26 protein-coding genes are annotated in these 25,778 nt (G+C 33.4%); 18 read left to right on the top strand and 8 right to left on the bottom strand.

Going from position 1 to position 25,778, the window contains the following annotated elements; genetic code table 11:
* Window positions 1–142 precede the first annotated feature (142 nt).
* Together ACK3CR_RS02805 and ACK3CR_RS02800 are read left to right on the top strand one after the other, a co-directional pair.
* Window positions 143–394: a MerR family transcriptional regulator gene (locus tag ACK3CR_RS02805; protein WP_243520282.1), complete on the top strand. Its 252-nt coding sequence runs from the start codon at window positions 143–145 to the stop codon at window positions 392–394.
* Between the two features lie 112 nt (window positions 395–506).
* The gene (locus ACK3CR_RS02800) at window positions 507–1,328 is read left to right on the top strand and encodes an NmrA family NAD(P)-binding protein (RefSeq protein ID WP_328123739.1); all 822 of its coding nucleotides are present in this window, start codon (window positions 507–509) and stop codon (window positions 1,326–1,328) included.
* Window positions 1,329–1,529: 201 nt separating this feature from the next.
* Here ACK3CR_RS02800 and ACK3CR_RS02795 read toward each other — a convergent pair whose 3' ends face one another.
* The 3 genes from ACK3CR_RS02795 to ACK3CR_RS02785 are packed head-to-tail and all read right to left on the bottom strand — an operon-like array spanning window position 1,530 to window position 3,464.
* Window positions 1,530–2,327, bottom strand: coding sequence for an ABC transporter permease (locus ACK3CR_RS02795; RefSeq protein ID WP_243520286.1), 798 nt, complete (start codon window positions 2,325–2,327; stop codon window positions 1,530–1,532).
* A complete protein-coding gene (locus ACK3CR_RS02790; RefSeq protein ID WP_243520819.1) occupies window positions 2,324–3,229 on the bottom strand; it encodes an ABC transporter ATP-binding protein in 906 nt (301 codons plus the stop codon). Before ACK3CR_RS02790 ends, ACK3CR_RS02795 begins: the two co-directional genes overlap by 4 nt.
* Window positions 3,213–3,464 (bottom strand): PLD nuclease N-terminal domain-containing protein, encoded by a 252-nt coding sequence (locus ACK3CR_RS02785; RefSeq protein WP_430238389.1) that lies wholly within the window; start codon window positions 3,462–3,464, stop codon window positions 3,213–3,215. Before ACK3CR_RS02785 ends, ACK3CR_RS02790 begins: the two co-directional genes overlap by 17 nt.
* 125 nt (window positions 3,465–3,589) lie before the next feature.
* Between ACK3CR_RS02785 and ACK3CR_RS02780 the strand changes: the two genes are divergently transcribed.
* The 3 genes from ACK3CR_RS02780 (at window position 3,590) to ACK3CR_RS02770 (ending at window position 6,049) form a co-directional block, all read left to right on the top strand.
* A complete protein-coding gene (locus tag ACK3CR_RS02780; protein WP_430238391.1) occupies window positions 3,590–4,135 on the top strand; it encodes a transcriptional regulator in 546 nt (181 codons plus the stop codon).
* A gap of 338 nt (window positions 4,136–4,473) precedes the next feature.
* The gene (locus tag ACK3CR_RS02775; protein WP_488974716.1) at window positions 4,474–5,505 is read left to right on the top strand and encodes a C45 family autoproteolytic acyltransferase/hydrolase; all 1,032 of its coding nucleotides are present in this window, start codon (window positions 4,474–4,476) and stop codon (window positions 5,503–5,505) included.
* 139 nt (window positions 5,506–5,644) lie between these two features.
* Entirely contained in the window at window positions 5,645–6,049 is a 405-nt protein-coding gene (locus ACK3CR_RS02770) for a hypothetical protein (RefSeq protein ID WP_243520294.1), read from the top strand.
* A 186-nt stretch (window positions 6,050–6,235) separates the two neighbouring features.
* Here ACK3CR_RS02770 and ACK3CR_RS02765 read toward each other — a convergent pair whose 3' ends face one another.
* A complete protein-coding gene (locus ACK3CR_RS02765; protein ID WP_243520296.1) occupies window positions 6,236–6,511 on the bottom strand; it encodes a hypothetical protein in 276 nt (91 codons plus the stop codon).
* 853 nt (window positions 6,512–7,364) lie between these two features.
* On the opposite strand from ACK3CR_RS02765, the gene ACK3CR_RS02760 reads away from it, so the two are divergent.
* The 12 genes from ACK3CR_RS02760 (at window position 7,365) to ACK3CR_RS02705 (ending at window position 19,633) form a co-directional block, all read left to right on the top strand.
* Entirely contained in the window at window positions 7,365–8,708 is a 1,344-nt protein-coding gene (locus tag ACK3CR_RS02760; protein ID WP_243520299.1) for a purine-cytosine permease family protein, read from the top strand.
* A gap of 463 nt (window positions 8,709–9,171) precedes the next feature.
* Window positions 9,172–10,206, top strand: coding sequence for an ABC transporter permease (locus ACK3CR_RS02755; RefSeq protein WP_243520300.1), 1,035 nt, complete (start codon window positions 9,172–9,174; stop codon window positions 10,204–10,206).
* Between the two features lies 1 nt (window position 10,207).
* Window positions 10,208–10,903, top strand: coding sequence for an ABC transporter ATP-binding protein (locus ACK3CR_RS02750; RefSeq protein ID WP_488974715.1), 696 nt, complete (start codon window positions 10,208–10,210; stop codon window positions 10,901–10,903).
* 135 nt (window positions 10,904–11,038) lie between these two features.
* Window positions 11,039–11,719, top strand: coding sequence for a response regulator transcription factor (locus tag ACK3CR_RS02745; protein WP_243520304.1), 681 nt, complete (start codon window positions 11,039–11,041; stop codon window positions 11,717–11,719).
* A complete protein-coding gene (locus tag ACK3CR_RS02740) occupies window positions 11,716–13,098 on the top strand; it encodes a sensor histidine kinase (RefSeq protein WP_488974714.1) in 1,383 nt (460 codons plus the stop codon). Before ACK3CR_RS02745 ends, ACK3CR_RS02740 begins: the two co-directional genes overlap by 4 nt.
* A gap of 381 nt (window positions 13,099–13,479) precedes the next feature.
* Entirely contained in the window at window positions 13,480–13,977 is a 498-nt protein-coding gene (locus tag ACK3CR_RS02735) for a CBO0543 family protein (protein WP_488974713.1), read from the top strand.
* A gap of 130 nt (window positions 13,978–14,107) precedes the next feature.
* Window positions 14,108–14,890 carry a hypothetical protein gene (locus tag ACK3CR_RS02730; protein WP_488974712.1) on the top strand — a complete coding sequence of 261 codons (783 nt, stop codon included), beginning with the start codon at window positions 14,108–14,110 and terminating at the stop codon, window positions 14,888–14,890.
* Window positions 14,891–14,899: 9 nt separating this feature from the next.
* On the top strand, window positions 14,900–15,370 hold the full coding sequence (locus ACK3CR_RS02725) for a hypothetical protein (protein WP_488974711.1): 471 nt from the start codon (window positions 14,900–14,902) through the stop codon (window positions 15,368–15,370).
* Window positions 15,371–15,752: 382 nt separating this feature from the next.
* Window positions 15,753–16,472, top strand: coding sequence for a ZIP family metal transporter (locus ACK3CR_RS02720; protein WP_488974710.1), 720 nt, complete (start codon window positions 15,753–15,755; stop codon window positions 16,470–16,472).
* A gap of 128 nt (window positions 16,473–16,600) precedes the next feature.
* Window positions 16,601–17,119: a PCYCGC motif-containing (lipo)protein gene (locus tag ACK3CR_RS02715; protein ID WP_410915317.1), complete on the top strand. Its 519-nt coding sequence runs from the start codon at window positions 16,601–16,603 to the stop codon at window positions 17,117–17,119.
* A 193-nt stretch (window positions 17,120–17,312) separates the two neighbouring features.
* Window positions 17,313–18,779, top strand: coding sequence for an alkaline phosphatase (locus ACK3CR_RS02710; RefSeq protein ID WP_488974709.1), 1,467 nt, complete (start codon window positions 17,313–17,315; stop codon window positions 18,777–18,779).
* A gap of 722 nt (window positions 18,780–19,501) precedes the next feature.
* Complete coding sequence (locus ACK3CR_RS02705; protein ID WP_243520319.1) at window positions 19,502–19,633, top strand: DUF4023 domain-containing protein; 132 nt, start codon at window positions 19,502–19,504, stop codon at window positions 19,631–19,633.
* Between the two features lie 203 nt (window positions 19,634–19,836).
* Here ACK3CR_RS02705 and ACK3CR_RS02700 read toward each other — a convergent pair whose 3' ends face one another.
* The 3 genes from ACK3CR_RS02700 to cdaS form a co-directional block, all read right to left on the bottom strand.
* Complete coding sequence (locus ACK3CR_RS02700; RefSeq protein ID WP_243520321.1) at window positions 19,837–20,688, bottom strand: MurR/RpiR family transcriptional regulator; 852 nt, start codon at window positions 20,686–20,688, stop codon at window positions 19,837–19,839.
* Window positions 20,689–21,099: 411 nt separating this feature from the next.
* Complete coding sequence (locus ACK3CR_RS02695; RefSeq protein ID WP_488974805.1) at window positions 21,100–22,476, bottom strand: aspartate aminotransferase family protein; 1,377 nt, start codon at window positions 22,474–22,476, stop codon at window positions 21,100–21,102.
* A 328-nt stretch (window positions 22,477–22,804) separates the two neighbouring features.
* On the bottom strand, window positions 22,805–23,425 hold the full coding sequence (gene cdaS / locus ACK3CR_RS02690; RefSeq protein WP_488974708.1) for a sporulation-specific diadenylate cyclase CdaS: 621 nt from the start codon (window positions 23,423–23,425) through the stop codon (window positions 22,805–22,807).
* Between the two features lie 629 nt (window positions 23,426–24,054).
* On the opposite strand from cdaS, the gene ACK3CR_RS02685 reads away from it, so the two are divergent.
* Complete coding sequence (locus tag ACK3CR_RS02685) at window positions 24,055–24,669, top strand: RraA family protein (RefSeq protein ID WP_488974707.1); 615 nt, start codon at window positions 24,055–24,057, stop codon at window positions 24,667–24,669.
* Window positions 24,670–24,791: 122 nt separating this feature from the next.
* On the opposite strand, the gene ACK3CR_RS02680 is transcribed toward ACK3CR_RS02685, so the two are convergent.
* A complete protein-coding gene (locus tag ACK3CR_RS02680; protein ID WP_151586394.1) occupies window positions 24,792–25,661 on the bottom strand; it encodes a LysR family transcriptional regulator in 870 nt (289 codons plus the stop codon).
* Window positions 25,662–25,778: the final 117 nt, after the last annotated feature.

Below are 25,778 nucleotides of genomic sequence, written 5' to 3'. Positions count from 1 at the left end.
ATACGCAGGTAATACCTTTATTACCAAATGGTATTTTAATATCTAAAAAAACGTGACTTTAACACTAGTGTCATACTTTATGATGAAATTAGTAATTTTAAAAGAAGGGAGGTGAAGTTTTGAAATAAGTCAAATAGCTAAAATGACCGGGATTAGTTCTCGATCCCTACGGCATTACGAGAAAAAAGGGTTGATAACTGTTTCTCATCTTGACAATAATTATCGCGAATTTGTAGATTCGATTATCGAAGCTATTAATACAATCAAACTATATCTTAATTTAGGTCTAACAACCGACCAGATTAAAGATATTCTGCACTGTCTTGAGATCAAGAATACGACAAAAAAGATGAGTATTGTGAAGAATTGCTGCAAATATATGAAACCAAGTTGAATGAAGTGATACGGCAAAAAAACATTGGATGAGGCGCAAGTTCGTTTGGAAAAACAAATCAACCTAAGGAAAAAAAACGGGATAAGTAGGTACCTGTAGAGGAGGATGAACAATGACAATTTTAGTAACGGGAGCAACGGGGACAGTAGGCCGGCATGTTGTGGACCAACTGATTCGAAAGGGGCAAAAGGTACGAGCCTTGACACGTAATCCACTGCAAGCCAATCTTCCTGCTGATGTGGAAGTTGTCATGGGAGATTTAAGTGATCCGAGTACGCTAGTTTCTGCATTGGTTGGCGTAAGCGGCATGCATTTGATTACCACAGGCGCAGAATATACCCCATTGGAAACGGGACCGGAAATCGTAGAACTTGCTGTGAAGGCTGGAGTACGCAGAGTTACTGTTTTATGGAACGGCGAGAAGGGCCCTTTCGAGAGGGCAGTTGAAGCAAGCAATCTGGAGTGGACCCAACTTCAAGCCTTTGAGTTTATGGCAAATGCGCGAAAATGGGCAGATTCCATACGCTTTGAGAGGGTAGTTCGAGATCTGTTTGGAGGAGCACGAATTGCTCCTGTTCATGAAGCGGATATTGGAAGAGTCGCAGCAGTCGCACTGACTGAGGATGGTCATGCAGGTAAAGTATATACATTAACAGGGCCTGAGAGTTTATCCATTCAAGATAAAGTTCGGATTATTCGTGAGGTCATCGGACTTGATATTCGATTTGTTGAGAGTTCTGAAGAAGAAGAACGTGAGCAGATGAGGAGGATGGGAGTTCAGGAGGACGCTATTGATTACGTAATTCGTTGGCACCTTAATCCGCCTAAATCGGCTTATACATTGACTCAAACTGTCGAAGAGATTACTGGGCGGCCCGCACAAACCTTCACTCAGTGGGTCTCTGAACACGTGCAATATTTTAAAAAAACATAATTGAGGCCTTCCAAAGTAGCAACTAAAGATTGAACTAACGGCTACGATTGTTTAATAAGCAGCAAAAAGGATCTTCACTGGAAGATCCTTTTTTAGTACCGATAATACGTGCTATGTGAACTAGGAAAAATATTAATTTCTGATTTGGATGATATTACTCATGGGTACCCTATAATTGTAATTTTATTTCTAAATTATGAGTTAATTAATCGCCTTATAATTAAACTTTTTATGAGAGATCCAATAGCTTGTTATTAGCAGGACCACTATAATCCATACGAGTGTGAATAGCATATTACCAGTTGTATGTAGGTTCATAGATTCTGTTATTAATATTTCCATTGCCTGTTTACTCATGCTGGCTGGATTTATTAAATCTGTTATAGGACTCAAGCCCACTATGATTCTACAGCCTATAAGGAAAACAATTGAGATTAGAGCGATAACTCCTTGACTGTAAAAAATAGTGCTAATCATCATGACGAAAGAAACGATGAACAGAACCCATATTAGGTAAAATAGTAGTGCAATAACTTGGTACCACAATGGAACAGTGATAAATAGATAATAAACATAAAGAGCAGAAGCAAAAAATCCAATAGCTATGCTAAATGCAACTATTAAATAATTTGCGATGATTTTCGCCCCTATATACGAAGTACTCGTAACAGGTCTTGTTAGAATGAAAGACAGCATCCCATTTGCTTTATCCATTTGGATAATACTCATTATTGAAATGACAATAATAATGATTCCAAGCTGATCAAATTGAGAACCTAACGTGCTTGCTAATACTTCTCCACCTTTTTGATCTGTCATACTTGGACTGATTGTAATCTTTTGACTACCACCTAATGCTTCTAAAATGTGTGGTAGGTAATACGTTATCACAGGTTGAGTCATTCCTAGAAAGATAAAAACAATGGGTAGCCAAATCACTTTAAAATCACGTGCCATTTGAACAAATTCTTTTTTTAATAAGATAATTAGACTATTCATTTCTCTACCACCATTTTTAAAAATATGTCTTCTAGCGTATCAGTACACGTTTCAAGTTTTATAATGTCTACATTATAATCAAGGGCATGTTTAAGTAATAGGCTTTTGTTTTTTTCTAGGTTATCAACTTCGAATTTGACTTTAGTTCCAGTTATCTCTACATCTTTCACATAAGATAAGTTCTTGATCACATTAACCCATTCGAAATCCTTTGATGTAATTTCTAAGCTTAATTTACTTTTACTATTACGTTTTAATAGTTCTCTAATCGTTGTGTCTTCAATTTTTATTCCATCTTTTATAATTACAAACCGATCACATATTTCCTCTGCATCACTCAGTATGTGGGTTGATAATAATACGGTAGTATCTTTCTTTATATCCTCAATCAGGTTTAATACTTCTCTTCGACCAATTGGATCTAATGCAGATGCAGGTTCATCCATAATAATAAGTGAAGGCTTATGTAGAAGAGCCTGTGCAATACCAAGTCTTTGTTTCATTCCGCCAGAAAATGTACTAACTTTTAAGTCTTCCGTACCGTGAAGTCCAACTTTTATTAAAATATTTGAGATTGACTTCGTTAACTCTCCTTTTTTTAGCCCAGAAAGCTGCCCCATAAACATAAGCGTTTCTTTTGCTGTCATCCAAGAAAAAAAATTAGGATATTGTGGCAGATAACCAATTTCTCTCTTCATTTTCGATACGTTCTTCCCATTTAGTAAAACTTCTCCTTCATTTGAATTTATAATATCGGCAATGATTTTGATTAAAGTTGATTTTCCGGCTCCATTTGGTCCAATTAAGCCTACACAATCCCCCGATTTTAGTTCCATGGAGAAATTACTTACAGCAACTCTTTCTCTAAATGATTTTGTAACATGTCTAATCTCTAGTTTCAAACTTCTCACGATCCTTTCTCCCTATAGCAAAGTACAGAATAGGTCCCAATGTATTAACAAAGAGAATGATTAATACCCAAATCTGAACATTTTCTCTGGTTTTCCTGTATCTGTATAAATCTAAGAAGGCAATTAAAACTAAAATGGTACCTATTATGATAATGGGTAAGATAATAGGTAAAATAGCCATAAAATTAATGTGTTTAAAATCATCTAGTCCATAGTGTAGCTTCACTTTTAATACTCCTTCCTAATTTCAATCTCATTATTGATAATGATAACAGATAAAGGTAGCTAATTGCAATTGTTATTCTCATTATTTATAATGAGAATAACAATTTTGATTAATTAGGTGATAAGATGAAAAATAAAGTAGAAGTTTTAATGCACCCAGTAAGAATGAAGATTTGTCAAGCCTTAATGAGGAATAAGGAAAATGGATTGACACCATTAGAAATGGTAGAAGTTATTGAGGATGTTCCTAGAGCAACTCTATATAGACATATACAGGTTATGGTTGATTCAGGCATCCTACGTGTTATCAAAGAGAAGAAAGTAAAATCTGTTTCTGAGAAATATTACGCTTTAAATGAAGAAGAAGCATTACTTAACGGAGAAGAGTGGAAAAAAGCCACTGGCAAAGAGAAATTAAACTATGTTTCTTACTACCAAGTATTGCTTATGACACAATACCAAAATTATCTTAAGAAATTGGAAGAACAGAATATACAGGAGGATGGTGCTACTTTTTCTCTAGTAGAATTGAAAATAGAGGAGGAAAACTTTATTAATTTTCAAAACGAGTTAAATACCTTGATGAACAAATATTATGATATGGCGCTTAATAAGAGCACAAAAGATACTCCAGTTCGTACCATTGCCCTTACTATTATTCCGGATGCCTAAATATATTAATTTTATACAGATACTAGAGGGTTCTCATCATACACAAAGTCATTATTTAAATAATGACTTTGTGTATGATCTCTATTTCTATTTATACTTTTCTATGTAAATTAAAACTTCCTCTACATTAAATAACTGTTCATAAAACACCATGTCCTTAAAAGTATACTTATAGGAAAAGAAAAAGCGTAAAACCCTTGTCAGTCAATGGTTTTACGCTTTTTTACTGCTAATAATATATTTTATGTAAACTGACTTTGCATAGAGTCTACAAAATAAAAGATCATCCTTTTTATGTTAAAATTTCAAAGTGTAGGATATTAGAGCGAACAGGAAGGGTGAAAAGGTTGTCTAATTTTGAGATTGAGATTCTTCAATTCAGAACTACTCCTTACGAAATAGGTTTCCATCTTGGAAAATATTTAAAGGATAAGCATTTAATTAATGTATTCAATAAGTTAACTAAACCCGAAATTAACATGAATCACTTTCATCACGTATTTTCCTCTTTATCCCCTAATTTGCTTGAAGAATTGCAAGGTTTATCTGAAGGTTTACAACTTCCGTATGAGAAAGTGGCTGCGTTGTTTAGTGGCTATGATGTACCTAAATTAGCTAATATGGGATGTTCAGCGTTTGTGGATGATCAATATTATGTGAGGAATTACGATTTCTCACCAGATATTTATGATGGTCTCTTATTATTGTTAGACTCTAAAGATGTTTTAGCCTCTTGTGGTTATAGTTTACAAATTATTGGAAGACATGATGGGGTAAATGAAAGTGGATTAGCTATTGGACTTCATTTTGTAAACAACCAGGAATACCAGGAAGGTGTAGCTGCTTGGACTAGTGTTAGGATGGTACTAGATTCTTGTACATCCGTAGAGGAAGCCATTGATTTACTCAAAGATATTCCTCATACTGCTTGTTATAACTTTTCCCTTGGCGACTCTTATAGAAATTATGCAGCCGTAGAAGTAAGCCCAGAAAAAGTGTTAGTTCGTAAAGACCCTAGCTTCATCTCATGTGTAAATCACTTTCAAAATGATGATATGAAGAAGAAAAATAGAGCACATATTGAAGGGTCTTTAAAACGTAATGAGTACATTAATAGCTTAAAGAATCAGAATTTAAGTATGGAAGAGACATTTCATAAATTTAGTGATAAAAACTCACCATTATTTTTTACAGATTACAATAATCTTTTTGGCACCCTACATACCTTTGCTTATTCATTTAAAGAGAAAACTCTTACTACAAATGTAGCTCAAGGAAACAACGATCTAACTATAAATTTTGAAGAATGGGTGAAAGGAAATAATATTAAAGAATCAAAGCTAAAAGGCCATATTCAAGCCCTTGTTTAAACCTGAATTACTTATAAATCCATAAAAAAAGAGCCTTTGTAGGGCTTTTTTTATTTCAATCATAATCACTATGGTAACATAAGTAGTTTATTATATAAGTAAATTACAGAAATTCTTCATTATAAAGGAGCGCATTAAAATGGTAAGTATTAAGAACTTTCATTTGTTAAATAGTCTTTCACCCCATTTTTCATTTTTAGATATGAAATACATTATAGAAATAAGGTATTTTATCGAGTATAATAACAGGTTCTTATTTAATGAAGAAAACAATACTAATGTACATATAACTTTCCTTTTTCAACCTGATGGGAATAATAAGTTTTATGAAGTCAGTATGAACTTTTATGGAGTAGAAAATTTTGAACTGTTTGCGAATGGTGGAGCTATACAGTTATCTATCTTAGAAATAATAGATATCCGTGATAGAAGTTGGGAAAATATTAAATTCCAAGTACGAGACAGAGAGAATGAAGATATTGACTTTTACTGTAATAGTATTGAAGTTTTGGATGTTCAGGAATCACAAATTATTGATAACTAAGCATTCAGATATTTGTTCGATAGCCTATTTACCAATAATCAAAACTGATTCAGCTTAAGTTATCTTTAATAAAAGAAACCCTTTGCTCAGCGCTAGCAAAGGGTTTTTACATATGGGGGAATAGGTTAATATTATGAACAATTTTGTAGAGTGATATATATAGTTATAAAAGAACCTTTAGAGAAACTATATTTCTAATTGTTTGTCGAGTAATAGTAAAAACTTTTTTTGTACGCTTTTATTATTTATTATCTTTTTAACACGATTCTGACTTTGTAAATAGGATTTAATGTGTTTATTTCCAATAAAGAGTCCATGATATCTCTCATCATCATAGTTTTCCTTAAACCAGCCTTGTTTCCTTAATAACTCAATATTATTGTTAATTTTCTTTGTATCCAAACTGCCTGTATTGACTCCTGCCACTCCAAATAGAAGGTCACTAAACCAATCACGAATCATTAACTAATCTCATCCTAATTTCATATTTTTAGGAGATATAAGTCTTAACCATATCAAGCCCCATTATAACAATAATGAGGCTTGATTAAATAATAAAAGATGATTCCGATAAGGGGTGTTGTGTTAACTAAAGATATATACGTTACATATAGTGCTCTTTAGTTTCATTATTATAAATATATAGTTTATTACATGAGGGTTGTTTACCAAGATTCTTTCTGTTACTATACCGTATGGGATAATATAAAAAGCAATTTTATTTTTTTAATAAAGTAAGGACTATCTTATATCTTTTCCTCATAGCTCTTATAGTTATTTATACATCGTACACAACGATATATAAATGATAAAAAATATGAAGAAAAATTAAGTGTGATTTTAAAACAATTTTTAACAGAAGAACAGCAGAGAATCACCAATGTTCTTTCTATATTAAGAAAAAAAGTAAACCAAGTATTATCCCAATTAAATTGACTATTCCTTTGCTATATAATGAGTTATTTCAGTGAAATACAGATTCCGTTTCCTTTAAAAGTAGATAACTTTACTGGATAAGCGTTCTCATTGGATTGACGACAGTAGGCATTATTCCTCTGGGATGAAACAAATTCTACTATATAATATTTACGAGACTAAAGGAGAAATATTCAAAGTTTCAATTTCATTATTTTTTGGATATTTTTATTCCGAAATGAAACGTAAGTATGTATATGAATAAGAATCTTATAGTTGGAGCTGTTTTGTAAGGAGGGCATGTATACAGATTTATTGTTTATTCAGATAGTCTCATTTAATTATATATATTTATGTATACAAATACTTCCGACAATTAAATTACGAGGAGACTTGTCCAGTGAAAGTTGAAACACGTAGTATTGAATTTGTTCCACTAGAAGAACGGCATGGTAAGGCTCATGATTTATTCCCTATATGGTTTGGAGCAAATATGCATGTTACAACCCTTGTAACAGGTGCACTACCCATTAGTTTAGGTCTTAATCTATTTTGGAGTTTTGCTGCTATCATTATTGGAACCCTATTAGGTGCCATTTTTATGGCTTCCCACTCTGCTCAGGGACCTAAACTTGGGATCCCTCAAATGCTCCAGAGTAGAGCGCAGTTTGGAGTGATTGGAGCCATCTTTCCATTATTTCTTGTAATGTTCGTTTATTTAGGATTCTTTGCAAGTAGTAGTGTGCTTGCAGCTCAAACGTTAAGTAGTTTAATTCCAATCAATGAGAGCTGGAGCCTAATAATTTTAAGCATCATCTGTTTTGTTGTTACTATTTTTGGTCATGACTTAATTCATAAAATGCAAAAACTGTTATCATGGTCCTCTTTTATAGTTTACCTAGTAGTAACTATTATTATATTTCAGTTGCCACTTCCGGCTGGAAGCTTGTCATTAGTTAGCTTAGACTGGCCCGTATTTTTGTTATCAATCAGCGTTGTAGCAACATGGCAATTAGCATACGCACCATATGTAGCAGACTATTCCCGTTATATGCCAGCCAATACATCAACTTCTCAAACATTTTGGTATAGCTATATAGGGACGTTTGTTGGAACTGTATGGATGATGATTTTAGGAGCAACTTTGACTATTGCTATTCCCAATTTTCTTGATCATGCAGGAGGAAATTTAGCTCACTTATTTGGTAGGTTTTCTATTGTTATGTACCTAATTATTATTTTTGGTCAAATCGCTATTAATGTTTTTAATCTATACGGTGCTTTCATGTCTACTATTACAACTATAGAACCTTTCTGGAAAATAAAAGTCACACAAAAAGTTCGGATAGGAATGATATTTGGTGTGACTTTAGCAGGTACTATCTTGTGCTTTTTAGGACAAAACAATTTTCTGTCCTTTTTCTTAAATTTTATTTTTTTTATTAGTTATTTTCTAATTCCTTGGACGTCTATTAATCTTGTAGACTACTATTTATTGCGTCATGGCAAATATAATGTAAAAGATATTTTTGATATGAATGGTCAATATGGGAAAATAAATCAGGTTACATGTATAGCGTTTATTATCGCAGTTATTGTAGAAATACCTTTTATTAATACATCATTCTATGTGGGTTCTATAGCAAAAGCCTTTGGAGGAGCAGATGTTGCTTGGCTAGTCGGGTTAACTGTCCCTGCGATTTTATATTACTTTCCAATGAAGCGAAAGTTAAATAAAAATTAATCTTTATCAGAATGATGAGAAACTGCTTTATAAGGTCAAAAGAAAATAGTATTAAGTTCAACTATTGTTTACACAATGGTTAATATAAATAAAGTGTATTCTGTTTGAATAATAATTAATGAAACAACCATAGAGTCATTTACTCTATGGTTGTTTCATTGTAGTAATGATAATCAACATTATGGTAACTAATCATTGTTGAATTACTTTTCATAAAGAAGAACCCTTTGCTCAGCATGAGCAAAGGGTTCTTTACATATCAGGGAATATGTTAATATCTTGTCTGATGTTATAGATTTATATACATATATGTTTTAGAATTGACCCTTTTTTAAAGGGACGACAATAGTGATTGTGATAGCTGTAGAGAACAATTCCATATTAAATGTAAAGGTTTATTCACACTCCGTTCACATAGTAGGTATATGCTATGGATGTAAAAAAGAATTTGGAGGAGTTCATTATGAACCTTGCATGGAAAGAGATTAAAAAAAATAAATTAAGATTTTTAATTTTAGGGTCCATTGTTTTTCTCATTAGCCTATTAACTTTTATTATTTCTGGTTTAGCAAATGGGCTATCACAAGACAATGCCGCATTAATTAAAGATTTACCCAATGGACAATTTTATATGAATAAGGATGCAGAGGAAACCTATAATTTATCCAAAATAGATAGCAGCATACAAGATAAAATTTCAAACCAACACAATGATGCTATAGCACTGTCCATTCAAATGGGCTTTTTAAATGATAAAAATAACAAACAACAAAGTGTGGCTTTTGTCACCTCGACTGATTCAAAGCTTTTTAAGAACGTCAAGAATGGGGACGTCATACTCGATCGTTCGATGAAAGATAAAGGAATTAAAGTTGGAGATGTTTTAACAAATAATCAATTTAGTGGTGAATTTGTTGTAAAAGGTTTTGTGGATCAAAAAAAATTCAGTCATGCCCCCGTTGCTTTTATTAATATAGAGAACTACAAAGAAATGTACAGAGTGAATGAAATGCAATTGATTTTCATACCTGGAAAGGACAAAACGCAGGAAATAGATGGATTGCAATCATTTTCAAAAAAAGCCTTTCTCAACACTATTGCGAGTTATAGCGCAGAACAGATGTCTTTAAATATGATTGTTTGGTTTCTAGTGGTCATCAGTGGAATGTTGTTTGCTATCTTCTTCTACATGATGAACGTTCAAAAAATGGGTTTATACGGTATTTTGAAAGCCATTGGTGTAAAAACAAGCGCATTGTTTAAAATGATGTGGACCCAAATGTTGTTTATTACAGTAATTGCACTTATCCTATCTATTACACTCAGTCAAGTTTTTAATATGATGGCGCCTGCAGGAATGCCTTTTAGTTTAACCTTAGTCACAACAATGCAGTTGTCAATCGTCTTTCTCATTATCGGTTTTATTGGGGCTACCCTTTCAGGGATACAAATCAAAAAAATCGAACCATTACAAGCAATTCAACAAGGAGAAATTTAATATGAGTTTTTTTACAATGAATAAAGTCAAAAAAGCATTTATGAATGGAGAATTAAAGGAAGAAATATTAAAAGGAATCGATCTTTCCCTTCAAAGAGGGGAGATAACGGCATTAGTAGGAGCTTCAGGATCTGGTAAAAGTACTTTGCTAACCATAGCAGCAGGACTTCAATCTGCATCAGGTGGTAATATAATATTTGAGGGGGAAAATATAAATAATATGAACCCGAAACAAATTCGAAAAATACGAGCCCATAAGTTCGGCTTTGTTTTTCAATTTGCCCATCTTGTTCCATTTCTCACAGTAGAAGAACAGTTATTGCTAATGCTGGATATTTCGGAATTAAAATTAAAGAACTTTGAACGGAAGAAAGAAATTAATCGAATTCTAAGATTGGTGGGGATGAATCGGCGGAAATATGCCTACCCGTCTTCATTATCTGGTGGAGAGAAACAGAGGATTGCCATTGCTCGTGCAATTATTCATAAGCCTAAAGTGCTGTTCGCTGATGAACCAACGGCAAGTCTAGACTCAAAAAGATCTAAAGATATTATGTCACTCATACGAGATTTGACGAAGACCTTGAACATTACGACTCTAATGGTTACACATGATGAAGAAATGCTTTCTTATGCAGATCATATTATTAAAATGAGTGACGGTGTAATTTTGCATAATGAAGATTTAACACCCTAAGCTCTAAGAGGAAGGATCGAAGTTACACTTCTTTATATGTATTAAATAGTCCTGCTTCATGGTGCAGGACTATTTTTTCAGTTTTATTAATACAAAGTGATTGGATTAAATTTTTATATTATAGGAGTAAATAGTATGACGAACATCTTAATTGTTGATGATGATATTAATATTTTGAAACTTGTAAATATCCATTTATCTAAACTAGGTTATCGCGTATTCAAAGCAAAAGATGGATTGGAAGCCTTGAAAATCCTTAATAAGGAAACATGTCATTTAGCTGTTATTGATGTCATGATGCCTTTTATGGATGGCTATACATTAACTAAAGAACTTCGAAAGCAATCTGATATCCCCGTTATTCTTTTGACAGCTAAAAATCAAATTGAGGATAAGGAACAAGGGTTTCAATCAGGAACCGATGATTATCTGGTTAAACCGTTCGAACCAAGAGAATTAAGCTTTCGTATACAAGCTTTATTACGGCGATATAATCATGATTCAAATGAGGCTGTTGTTCGTATAGGGAATACAACGATCAATACAAAAAGCTATGAAGTACAAATTGGAGATCGAATGATTCTTTTACCCTTAAAAGAATTTGAACTTTTATATTTTCTAGCATCAAGACCTATGCAAGTATTTTCTAGAAGTAACCTAATTGAACATATTTGGGGGTTAGAGTATGAAGGAAATGAACGAACAGTGGATGTTCATGTGAAAAGATTAAGAGAACGTTTTTCTAAATTAACCGATGATTTTCAAATTAAAACCGTGAGAGGAGTTGGATATGCACTGGAGGTAATCAATGGATGAGAACCCTTTATGTGAAATTTGTTGTCATTACAATTGGAATTATGATTCTAAGTAGTATTCTGGCTTTTTTTATATCGAATACGTATTATCAGCAAAAATTAAAACCTTGTAATGATCAAAAAATTACAAAAATGGCACGATCAATTGTAACATTTGCTGACGAGCATTCAAATGTTAATTTAAAAGAGTACTTAGAGAATGTTTCTTCAATAGGATATCAAATTTATCTTGTAGATAATGCTGGAGAAGAGTCTTTTTTTGGTGCACCTTTTCGGGAAAATAGTCTTTCTGTTTCTGTTAAAGAACAAGTATTAAACGGCGAGACTTACCATGGTATTCTTCATTTTCCACGACAAACGTTTGTAACGGGCTTCTTTGCAAATGAATTAAAAAATACAATTGGTGTTCCACTAAAACATCAAGGACGGAAATATGCTCTCTTCCTTAGACCAGATATTAAACTCCTTTTTAACGAGATGCATTTTTTATTTGCGTGGCTGCTTGCATTAACGATTATACTGAGCATTGTCATGGTAGTTGTGAGTACCAAATATTTAGTAAAGCCTATTTCAAAATTAACCATAGCTACTAAATCACTCTCTAGAGGTAATTTTAATGTTGAACTTAATGTTACTCGTTATGACGAATTAGGTGAACTCTCCCATAATTTTTTACAAATGGCAAGAAAGTTAGAACAAATGGATGATATGAGGAAGGAATTCATTTCGAACATTTCTCATGATATCCAATCCCCTTTATCAAATATAAAAGGATATACAAACCTATTGGAAGCGGAATCACTAAGTGTGGAGGAAAGAGGTCATTATATTTCAATTATTAATGGTGAAATTCGAAGACTATCTACTTTAACGAAACAATTATTACTTCTAGCCTCATTAGACCGTAATGATAATATTTTGAAAAAAAGAACATTCAATGTTGGTCAACAAATTAAGAAATTAGTACGAAATTATCAATGGCAAGTAAGTGAAAATGAGATTATGCTTAGCTACACCTTGCCAGATATAGAAATTATCGGCGACCCATCATTACTCAATACAGTTTGGGATAATTTGTTAACAAATGCCATTAAATATAATAAACCTGAGGGCAGTATTGAAATATCAATTGAAGAAAGAGAAAAATCCATAATGGTCTGCTTTAAAGATACAGGAATAGGATTGAAAGATTCAGAAATAGAAAGGATATTCGATCGCTTTTATCGAGTAGATACCTCACGTACACAAACCGTGGAAGGGACTGGACTTGGTCTATCGATTGTCTGGACCATTGTCAAATTACATGAAGGTGATATTTATGTAAATAGCACAGAAAAAGAAGGAACGACTTTTAGTGTGGAGTTACCCATTAATCATTAATCACTATAATTTGTCATTCGTTATTGATTGAATTCCTAAGCAGTAATGAATGCCCCTTTTTATAAACTTAAAGCTAAATCAGTTTTATGTTAACCATTGAAGTTTAAATGTAGATATTAAATAATCGAACAGTCCGTAAAAGTATACTTTTACGGACTGTATATCACTTCAATTACATTTAAATATATATAAAGGTAAATTAAGGTAAAATCCTTTCATGCACTTACTCTCTATGGAATACAAGAGGGAAAATATTTCATTGTGCGAGAACCATATATAGGACTGATTGTCTTCAAAAAATAGTCTAATACGTAAAAGAAATTGAAATATGTAATACTATTCTCTTTAATGAAGCATCCTAACCATGAAAGGAGCTTCCTTATGAAAGGTAATAAATCTGATAAGCGTTTTTTACGTGTTCTCTGCATTTTAAACTTAGTTTTTTTAATCCCCATTATACTCAGGAAACCCCCGATAAAAGATTGGGTAGTGGTGTATTTATTTAATGCCGTTACCAACGGGATAATAGATAAGTTTCTTACTTCATACCACATCGTTAAATATCCAATTCGCTTTGTTCCAAAAGTGTTTAACACCCATATATTGTTTGACTTTCTGCTTTATCCCACCTTTACAATTCTTTATAATCAAGCAACTGTAAAGGACAAACCATTTGCTATCTTTTATAAGCTCCTTTTTCTCACCACTCCTGCTTTTCTGATTGAAGTTTGGGCTGTGAAAAAAACTCATTTAATTAAATGGAAAAAGGGATGGAATTGGTATCACACATTTATCAGTATTATCTTTAAATCATTAATAACAAGATCCTTTATGGGAATTCTAAGGATAATATCGGAAAAACAGAAAATAAGGGAATAAGGTAAAGAACATTCAAGATAATTAGGCATGTAGAGCCTATACAAGATTAATTTATATAATAGGAACTATGAATGACAGATGTAACCAATCTGCTGGCTTAGCTACTTAATAATGCCATAGGAGAACATCTATGAATAACTATATGAATGATAATACAGCCAGACGCTATATAGCCCATGTTAGTCTATTTGGAACCACTCAAATTCACTTAAGAAATCCTTATATTATAGCTTGGTGGTCAGCAGCCTTTCCAGGCTTTGGACACTTACTTTTATCTAAATACCTTCGAGGGTTTGTTTTATTTATATGGGAAATTGTTATTAATCTGAATTCTAATTTAAATGTAGCTATGATTCATTCTTTTCAAGGAGATATAGGAATGGCCAAAGAGGACCTTCATACAAGATGGCTTCTCATTTACATTCCTGTTTATATTTTTGCCATATGGGATAGCTATCGAACGACAGTTGATCTAAATAAAATATATGTTTTGGCTGAAAGAGAAAATCACACCTTTAATTCCTTTAGTATAGGGGCTATGGAAATTAACTATTTAGATAAGAGGAATCCTATTTTATCTATTGTGTGGTCTCTATTCATGCCAGGTTTAGGACAGCTTTATATTCATAGAATAGTCGGTGCCTTTTTTATTGTGATTTGGACCGTTATTTTCTTTTACTATTCTCATCTTCTTGAAGCTATTTCTCTTCTATTTTTGGGCGACATCCAGAAAGCTACCAAGACCTTAGATTCAGAATGGTTATTATTTTTCCCTTCTCTTTACGGTTTCGCCATCTATGATGCTTATATTAATACAGTTGAAAATAATAAACTGGTGGAAAGAGAACAAAAGAATTTCTTGAAAAAAACCTATCAAAATCCAGACTTTTATATTGAAAAAGAAAAAAGGTGACAAGATGATATGCAGATTTTTGCCACATTTGAATACTCTACCTATTTAGAATTAGCCATTTCAGAACTTGAAAAAAAAGAAATAAGAAGGGAAAATATATTTATAGTGCCCCTCGATAATCGAACAGAAGATCGTAAAATGTTTGATAGTCTTCACCGAGCAGATGGTGTATCCCTTATTGATTTAGGGATGGCTCTAGCTACAGCTTTTTCAGTTGTAGGTGCCAGTATTGGATTCAAGCTAGAGTGGGGACCTATTTACTGGGGGATTATCAGCGCTATTATTGGATTTATCCTAGGATTTTTAATTAAGCTCTTTATATTTAAATTCATTAAAAAAAAGAAGCGTCTCTTACGTGGGAAACACGGTGAGATTATTATTATTGTTGATTGTGATGGTAGGCAGGTAGAGATGGTAGAACAGATTCTTTGGAATAACTTAGCTTTGGGTGTTTCAAAGGTTATAAAGGAAAAGAAATGATATAATCCGACTTTATTTCCTTTAACAATAATCTATATGAATTCTTCATTTTTACTCTGTATATGATCTACAAACTTAGTCTACATAATGTAAGTTCCAGGAAGTAAAAAGCACAAACCTGCTCAGTAACAGCGAGTTTGCTCTTTTTATTGTTGATTTAGAATAAAGTTCGATCATTTCTATGATTCTTATTTAATTAAAGCGCCCTATAATGGAATAACTTCTTATATTCTTTTAACGTTCCATATTAAATACTTCACTATAGATTTTACGCAGCTTAGTTGAGTTATCGTGCCACGTAATTGGTAAAAATAGGTATGGTTATGGTTCCCTCGAATAGATTAATTTCAAATGACAATATAATTGGAAGGAAGTGAAAGCTATGCATATAGAAATGAATATGTTATTCACTTTAGGTTCCTTGTTAGGGTTATTAATAGGTGGAGGCCTTCTTAAATTAGTCAGTCATATTGTTCAGGGGAAAATTCAATTCATGTACGCAATATGTGGAGGGATTTTATTAGGGTTATTATTCTTTGACATCCTTCCGTCTACTTGGCATGTATATGACTTAAAAGGCGTTTTATTAGGGATTGTTGTAGGATATATGGTGATGCTATGTGTGGATATCTTTTTACATAGACAGAACATTGAGGTTTCACCCTTACAATCACTTATCTTATTAACAGTCGCTATATTCTTTCATAATATTATTACAGGCCTTACATTTGGTATAACAGATATACACCAATCAACCTCTGTACTCATAGCTACAGTTTTACATCAGGTCCCAGAAGGCATGGCAATCATGACGGTCCTATCCATAGCAAAAATACCTCAATTATTCTTTCTGTTAATTATAGTCCTCTTATCCCTAACCTTAGGTGGCAGCTTATGGATTGGAGAAAGCGTACAAGCTTCCTCACTGCAACTACAAGCTTTATCAACTGGAGGAGCCATTGGAACTCTTTCCTTTGTTATCTTTCATGAGATAATAGGCAAAGGCCACAACTCACTTCAGGCGTCTACATGTATGGCTCTTAATAGGATTAGGAGTACTCATTATCTACATTTATCAGTATTCCCTATCCCTATTTCATAACCATTAAGAAAGACGAACCCGTAGTTGTTTCAAAAATATGAATATGAACAGATATACCTTGTAGATTAAGCGTCCCTTAATTACTATAAAATTAGGTTACTAATATATAGAAGGAAAGGGTGTTTTAATTGCGTCAAAAAGCTTTATTGGTAGTCATAATGGTACTCCTCAGTATAGTTTCTGTAGCTTGTTCCAGTACAAGTGAAGAAAAGAGTAACGAAGAAAAAACAAGTCAAACAAAAAATGAACATGCACAGCATTCAGAAAGTGCTAGTGGGGATATTAGAGAGGAGACAGCAGGTAACAGCGTACTACCTAATTTTCTAAAAGATAAGCCGGATGATATGAAAGTTATTTATGCCGATGCTGCTCAAAGTAAAGAACTGTTAGAGCAAATTCCATGTTATTGTGGCTGTGGAGAATCAGCTGGGCATAAAAATAACTATGATTGCTTCGTCCATGAAAATAAAATAGATGGAAAGGTAGTATGGGATGACCACGGAACAAAATGTGGGGTTTGTCTAGAGATTGCTGCTCAATCCGTTTCTGACTTAAAAGCAGGTAAATCTATTAAAGAAATCCGTCAATCGATTGATGAGATCTATAAAAGTGGTTATGCAGAGCCAACTCCAACGCCAGAAGTTTAAGACTAATCTTAATGGTGATAAGCGGATAATTTGTAGATAAGTATGGTAAATGATTATCACGCCAAGTGTAATGAATAATCTACTAGCAGTACTTAACAATATCTTAACATCCTATTTATACTAACTTTATATTTCTCCTTTACCTTTGAACTATTGATGGTATACATCTTAGAAGGAAAAGGGGAGATTTGTTGTGTTTAAGAAAGTTTTCACGAAAAAATTTGTGCCATTTGCTACAGTAACTACAATTGCACTAGGTAGTCTAATTGGAGTAACAGCTTATAATAGCTCTGATAAAGTAGAAGCCGAACAACAGACTCAAGTACAAACCAAAAAACAAACTCAAAACGCTATGCATGCTGAAGCTGTAGAACAAATTAAGAAAGAAAACCCAGATATTAAAAACGTCATCTTTTTGATTGGAGATGGAATGGGAACTTCTTATATGACAGCTCACCGATATATGAAAGATAACCTTAAAACACCACAACGTGAACTTACCCTATTTGACGAACATTTTATTGGAGTACAAACTACCTATCCAGAGGATGATAAAGAAAATATTACAGACTCTGCTGCTGCTGCAACAGCTATGTCAGGTGGAGAGAAGACCTATAACAATGCTATTGCGGTAGATAATGATAAATCAGAAATTAAAACGGTCTTAGAGCAAGCCAAAGAAAATGGCATGTCAACAGGATTAGTTGCCACATCAGAAATCACCCATGCAACTCCAGCATCGTTCGGTGCACATGATCACCACCGCGATAACATGGATGAGATTGCGAATGATTATTATGACGAAATGATTAACGGTGAACACAAAATAGATGTTTTACTTGGTGGAGGAAAGAAACACTTTATTCGGGATAATCGAGACCTAACGAAAGAATTTAAGAAAGACGGTTATGGATATGTAACGAATAAAAAAGAGTTATTAAAAAATAAAGATGAACAAGTTTTAGGTCTATTTGCTGATGGCGGTCTTGATAAAGCCATTGATCGCAGTTCTAACATCCCTTCAGCCGAAGAAATGACGAAATCTGCTATCAAACGCTTAAATCAAAATGAGAATGGGTTCTTTTTGATGGTAGAAGGAAGTCAAATTGACTGGGCGGGCCATGATAATGATGTGGTCGCTGCTATGAGCGAAATGGACGATTTTGAAAAGTCATTTAAGGCAGCCATGGACTTTGCGAAAAAGGACAAGCATACTCTAGTGATTGCCACAGCTGACCATTCAACAGGTGGATTATCATTAGGATCTAATGATGAAAACGGCGAGGGAATCTATAATTGGTCAACAGCACCAATTAAAGCAGCGAAAAAGACGCCTGACTTTATGGCTAAGCAGATTATAAATGGTGCAGACGTAGAAAAGACTTTAAAACAAAACATTAAACTAAAGTTAAAACCAGAGGAAATTGAGGCGGTTAAGAAAGCTGCTCAAACCAAGGATGAAGTAAAGATTGATAATGCTATTGAGGACATCTTCAACAAGCGTTCCTACACAGGATGGACTACTACTGGCCATACCGGTGAGGAAGTAGATGTTTATGGATACGGTCCTGGAAAAGAAATGTTCTCCGGGTTAATGGATAATACGGAACAAGCTGAAAATATCTTTTATATCTTAGAACAAATGAAAAAAGGTAAATAGTTCTTAATAAAACTATGACTTTTAACCACTCTTATTGTTGGTTTATTCTTTCTGGTAAATAGTAATATCTTTAAGAACCGAGCTCTCACCTAAGGAAAGTTCGGTTCTGCTTTATAATACATAGTTTTTAGTTAACATAACACGCATTATCAGAAGTGAAATAAGAGCAGACTTGTTTAGTGACAACTAGTTTGCTCTTTTTCTTGCTGTATAAACAAAATGATTTTATATATCAGTTTTGTTATTTTTGTCGAGACCATTTCATATACATAAACGTTTCGCCTATCACTAAACCACTCATAACGCAGATGATTCCAGAAATATAATTGGGTGTATCTACTATAAGTTCACTTATAACATACCCCATTAACACGACTATAATTATAAACCAATAGTGCTTATATCTTTGTCTAAAATAGGGAATTGCTATAAAACATTTACTTATTCATCTTCACCTATTTTAATTTATGATACGGAACGCCGTTGTGTTTCTAAGTGAGGTGTTAGTTTAATACTGTCATCTTACATAATACACAAAAAAGTATTATTCGCTAACTTCTTCTGTTTCAGAATTCGCCACTAATTTTTTATGATCTTTTCCAAATTGCTTTGCTTCTGTTTCTTAAATGATCTCAGACTAATTAGTCGACCAATTAATTACATGTATGAATTCTTTGACTGAGGATAAAGTAACAATGAGTTCTAGATAAGGAGGGTTTCTTATGGATGACACACATGAGTTTGTAGAAAAATTACATGAAAAACAGGCTAAGGCGGAGCAGAACGAAAAGCATCAAGGAAAGGCCCATGCAAATCGTAAATTACCTAATAAACAGCACAGCACTAATAAGTAAGTAAATGAAGCCATTGCAACACTTAAACGACTACAGGTATGAAATCTTGTAAATAAAACAGGATGTTGAGAAACTCAACATCCTGTTTTATTTAACCTTTAACGTATCGTTTCTTTAAATACAGTACCATCTTCTAAGGTTTATTGAATACTTAATGAAGCTGCTTTGTCTTATTCACTATGTAATTGTAAGATCTTTAAAGATTATTTTTTATAGAAAATATCGAATTTCTCCCATATTTCTTCTAGAGATTCTAATTTATTTTGGAACTTTTCTTCTCTTTCTCTCCCTACTGATATAATAAGAGCATTTATCAAACTAAGGGGTGCCACAAATGAATCGATAAAAGTAGGCATCTGACTTGATGCTGTTAATGGCATGTCTGCGTATGGGATAAGAGGTGATAAAAGATTATCTGTTATTGCTATAGTAGAAGCTTCTCTTTCTTTTGCGTACTCTAGAACTTGTATTGTGCTTTTCGTATATCTCGCAAAGCTAATGCCAATAACTACATCATCCTTATTCAAATCATACAAACGCTCTGACATTGTTTCTATCGAGTGTATCAGCTCCACTTTATCTAAGAGAAATTGAAAGTAGTATTGTAAAAATACGCCTAAGGATGTAGCACTTCGATTTGCTACAATATACACTCTTTTAGCCTGGATAAGCCTGTCTACTGCTTGCTTAAACATACCAACGTCCAATTTCTCAAAAGTTGATTTTATGTTTGAAATATCATCTAAAAAGATATCATATATTCCTTGGTCTTCAGCATTGTAAACCTCTTTAGAAATTTTTAATCTATCGGTTGTTGTTAACTGTTGTTGCGCAGAATTTTGCATATATTGTTGTAACTCTGGATAACCAGAACAACCTAAAAAAGTAGCAAACCGTACAACAGTGGCATGGCTAACTTTTGTGATTTTTGCTAATTTATCCGCGGTTAAAAAAGGAACTGTATTAGAGTTTTCTAAAATATATTTAGCTATTTTCATATTTGCCTTACTCATACTAGGCATCTGCTCTGCGATATGTATATATATATTTTCCATATGTTTAGATAATCTCCTTATTTTATGAACGTTATTAAATATATTAAAACTTTAGTTTGAAGGATATAGTTGTGACTATAAATTTAAAAAATCATCTTATATAGATTGTATATCATTCTAAATGCGTAGCAAACCTGTATAAGGAATAATGTGAATTAGAGATTTTAAAATGTTATCCTCAGGAGCTAATTCTTCCCTTATTTTAAAGGGAAGTCATATTTTAGGATTATCTTATAGTATATATCCTTTAAGTTTTTCTAAACCATGTTGGTAACAATTTATTTACTTAATTCAATAGTTATTAATAAAAAAAGAGACTATTGTACTCATTGAATAGAAAATAGAGCTATAAAGAAGTGTAAGGATAAACACCTGTTATAGCTCTCCTTTTCCTTTTTTAATGAAGAGCGCTTATTTATTTAAAACACGTTTAATGGCTTCATCATGTGCTGCTACTGTACGATGTATATCTTCTTCAGTATGCACCACCGACATGGAGTAGCGATTAAGTGGTTTTGTATAAACACCTAACTTCAACAATTCATAATCAATTTGTTTTCGTAATTTTGTATTAGATTGACTCATATCACGATAATTTTTTATATTTCCTTCACCAAGGATAATATTAAAAATACTCCCCATGCCAAGTGTTTGCATCGTTAATCCATAAGATTTATAGACTTCCTCTAACTGTTTTCTTAATAATTGAGTTCTTGCAAATAATTTGTTCATTGTACCTTCTCGTTCTAGTACATTAATCGTTGCTAATCCTGCTGCGAGTATAGTTGGGTGACCATTGTATGTTCCACTATGATATAGAGGATCTTGTTTATCAATGTTTTCTGCACCTGCTGTTAAAATATCGCGACCATCTCTGGCAGAACTAATCATCATCATCTCTTTCTTCCCACCAATAGCTCCTATAGGGAAACCACCACCAAGAACTTTTCCTAAAGCTGTAATATCTGGTTTGATTCCGTAAATTTCTTGTGCACCACCAAGTGATAATCTAAATCCAGTTTTTACTTCGTCGAAGATTAATACAATGTTCAGCTCTTCTGTAATTTTGCGAAGACCTGTCATAAAATCTTGATTAGCAGGGATAAAACCACCTTGAATTGGTTCTAGAATAACACCTGCTAATTCATGTGCATGATCTCTTAGAATCTTCTCTGTTGCTTCTAAATCATTAAAGGGGAGAATAACTGTGTTTTGAAGATAGTAATCTGGTAATCCTCTTGATTCTCCTACTGCTTTAGGAGCTGATGCTTCTCCAGCTCTATCCATATCGGGATTAACACTTATAAGCACTTGATCATATCCACCATGGTAGTGCCCTTCAAATTTTGCGATTTTCTGTTTACCTGTGTAGGCAACAGCCGTACGAATAGCTAAAAGTGTTGCTTCTAAGCCTGAGTTTGTATAGCGAACCATTTCAATACCAGGATATAATTCAATTAATTTTTCGGCCATTGTTGTTTCCATTTTGTGTGGTGTACCGAAGATAGTTGTACCAGATTCCATCATTTGCTTTGTTACAGCTTCAAATATTTTAGGATGACCATGGCCTAAAATAAGAGCACCATAGCATAATAAGTAATCAATATATTCATTTCCATCTACATCAAAGAGTTTACTTCCTTTTCCTTTTTCCATCATTAGTGGATGAGGATTAAAATATTTAATATTCGCTGTCACTCCTCCAGGAATTACTTTACATGCTTTTTTAAATAGAGTTGCTGATGTTTGAGTGTTTTCGGATAACAATCCATTTTCCTGACCTGTCATCAAAATAATCTCCACCTTTTATTTAAATAAATATTTCTTTTTGAATTATAACACGAAATATATATTTCATTAAGGGGGAGAACATTTTTTTAATAACCTTAATATAAATTTGAAAAGGAAAAGGAGAAGAAGCGGTTTTTATTAATCAAAAAGTATGATTTTTATGCTCAATAAAAATTAGAGAAATTCACTTTCTTATATATCAACAATGTACATAAAAATAGAAGGCACAAATCTCTTATTGTTCAAATGATTTGTGCCTTCTTGATTTTTGTGAAGTACATGATGTTAAAGGGGAGATTTATATTGTTACGATAATCCTTCTTTTTTATAACGAGGCAGTCGTAATAATAGGATAGAGTTTTCCGTTAAGCGCAAAGGAAACTCTTCCTGTCTCTTCAGATACAACAAGGACAAGCGCGTCACTTTGCTCTGTTAAGCCTAGTGCAGCACGATGGCGGGTACCTAGTTTTTTTCCACTTATAACGGTAGCTGTAAGAGGAAGAACATTTGCTGCTGAAACGATTTGGTTAGAACGGATTAGTACAGCACCATCATGGAGAGGGTTCCCAGGGTAAAAGATAGCTTCTAACAATGCAGGAGTTAAAGTGGCTCCTACATCGGTTCCTTTTTGGATGAAAGAGTCAAGGGTATCACGACGTTCTACAACGATTAATGCACCATGACGTCGGTCGGATAGTCGCTGAACACAAAGAGACAGCTCCGCATATTTGTCTGTAAAAGCTGCTAAATAGCAGTTTAAGTAAAAAGAAGCAGCGACAGATTCAATATTAATAAACTTTTCTTTAATACCCTCTAGTTTCCCTAAAAGACAATAGCTTTCATTGTCGAGTACACCTAAACTATATTGAAGTTCATTCGTAATTTGCTGTATTCCTTCTGCCAATTGCTGTTTCATTGGGGAAAAATCGCAATTAGGAGTGTCCACATTTCAACACCTCAATACCTTCTAGAAAATCACAGATTAGAACAAGGAAATTTTCAACTCTTTATTTATTCGGAATAATCCTCGATATCTTTTTTGTCTAAGTCTGTGTTCAATTAATAATTATTATGTTGCCCTTATATTAATTTTCAATTCTTACATGAGAATCTTTTAAACGTCATTTTCCCATTTTTCCGCTTTAAATAAAGCTGATCTTCCCCACCTAAAATCAAAATACCTGTTTAAGTGTTATCTTCAACCCGATGATCTAACAAGAACAGACTTATAATCGTTTAATGAAAGGGTCCAAAGTATGGAGGATCCTTTTCTTGTTCACATTTCAAACTTTAACTACTGCATTTACTCGATGCGATGGTTTAGTTAACGATATTTTCACGTTTGACAGCTGTCATTATAGCGTTCGTGTCCAACATTAAAAGTAAACTAGCATTCCTAAAATTCATATCTAGGTATGAATTGTTTCGATTTTTTCACTATACAATTCTAAGTTAAAATAAATTCAACATCTCTTAACCTGAATATAAAGAAATATAGCTAGAAAAAGATATTTGATAGAACATTTAGTTTTCACAAAGATAACGTATTTATTGAGGAAAGAGGAGAGATAACAGATGGATATAGAGAATAAATTTCAAGAGGTTCCAACTACCTGTATTTCTGATGCTATGGAAGGTCTTAATAATTTAGATTCATCGATCAAGCCATTACAAGATAAGTATAAAGTTGCGGGAAGAGCGTTTACCGTTAAAATGCCTGTAGGCGACAATCTTATTTTTTTGCGAGCAATTAGAGAAGCTAAACCAGGAGATGTATTAGTTGTTGATGCAAAAGGGGATACATATCGGGCGATTGCCGGTGACTTTATAGTAGGCATGGCCAAAACATTAGGAATTAAAGGAATTGTTGTCGATGGAGTTATCCGTGATCTTGAAGGAATTAAAAGACTAGACTTTCCGGTTTTTTGTAAAGGAACAACAGTAGCAGCGAGTGGAAAAGCAGGGAATGGTGAATTAAATGTGCCTATTTCTTGTGGAGGGGCTACCATTTCTCCTGGTGATTTTATTATTGGTGATAGGGATGGGGTCGTAGTAGTTCCCCAAGCAATGGAACAAGAAGTTCTTGATAAATCTTTAGATAAATTAGCATTAGATATAAAAAGAGAAGAGAAGGTTTCTGGGGATAGGGAAGAAGTTATAAAATATCTAGATCACTTTCTTTCAAAGTAAAAGAAAGGGTGAAAATGAAAGATATTAAAAAAAGGGACGGACTAGTACAGAAAGAGAGTTGTATTCAACAACGACTGAATGACTGATCTTTAGCTTGTCCCTTTTATTATTTTTTAATGGGATTAAAGGTGATAGACATCTAATTCCTTTATAAAATCCACAAAGGCTCTGACGACGTTTAACTCTGTTGATTCGTTATAATAAAACATCCACGTCTTTTGAGTTATCTTTTTTCCTTCTTTATCTTTTAGATGAATTTTATGAATATCCTCTACGTCACGCAGGAAGAGGGAGGGCATAATGGCATAACCTAATCCGTTTAACACCATCTCCTTGCATGTATCTCCTTGGTCAACAGACATCGCAATGTACGGTGGCTCGGAATAGTGTTCTGTCCACCAATTTTCCACTAACTGTTTGTATAGCTGATCTGTTCGGTAGTCAATCCTCGGTAAATGAGGAAGCTCGTCAAGTTGAATGGGATGTTTAGATGCTATACATAACTCTTCTTCAAATAATAAGTGCTTTTGATCTGGCCAGCTGTATTCTCCGCGAATAAACCCAATATGTGAAGATTGAGTGTAAACTAAATTAAAAATATCCTTGCTGTAACCTGTGTCTACTTGAAACTCGACGTCAGGGTATTGCTTCTTAAACAGCTTTAATAGAATGGGAAGTTTGTATTTGCTAATAAAGTTTGATACACCTAATCTTAACGTCCCTGAAACACTATGATTAAAGTTGTCAATATCTTCCTTTATCTCACGAAAGATATGAAGCACTTCTTCAGCGCGTTTTGCAATGTATTCTCCTTGAGGCGTAAACTGAACTCCTTTTATCCCTCTGTCAACAATTTTCACTCCTAACTCCGTTTCAATTTGTTTTAAACGCTTTGTTAACGTTGGTTGAGCAATATACAGAATTTTTCCCGTCTTTGTGATGTTTTTCTCATGAAATAACGTATGTAAAATAAGCCAATCACGATTATCCACGCGATGTTCCTCCTTTGCTTAACGGTCCTTATGGCAGCTATTTTAGGGATAGCTTATTAGAACAATAGCACACAAAGCCCCGTTAAAAAAGAAGAAGGCCAAACCTTTGTCATGAAA

Source organism: Priestia sp. TRM10, from assembly GCF_057808375.1.
Note: the sequence above shows the minus strand (reverse complement) of the source record. Positions and strands in the feature narration are given on the sequence as shown.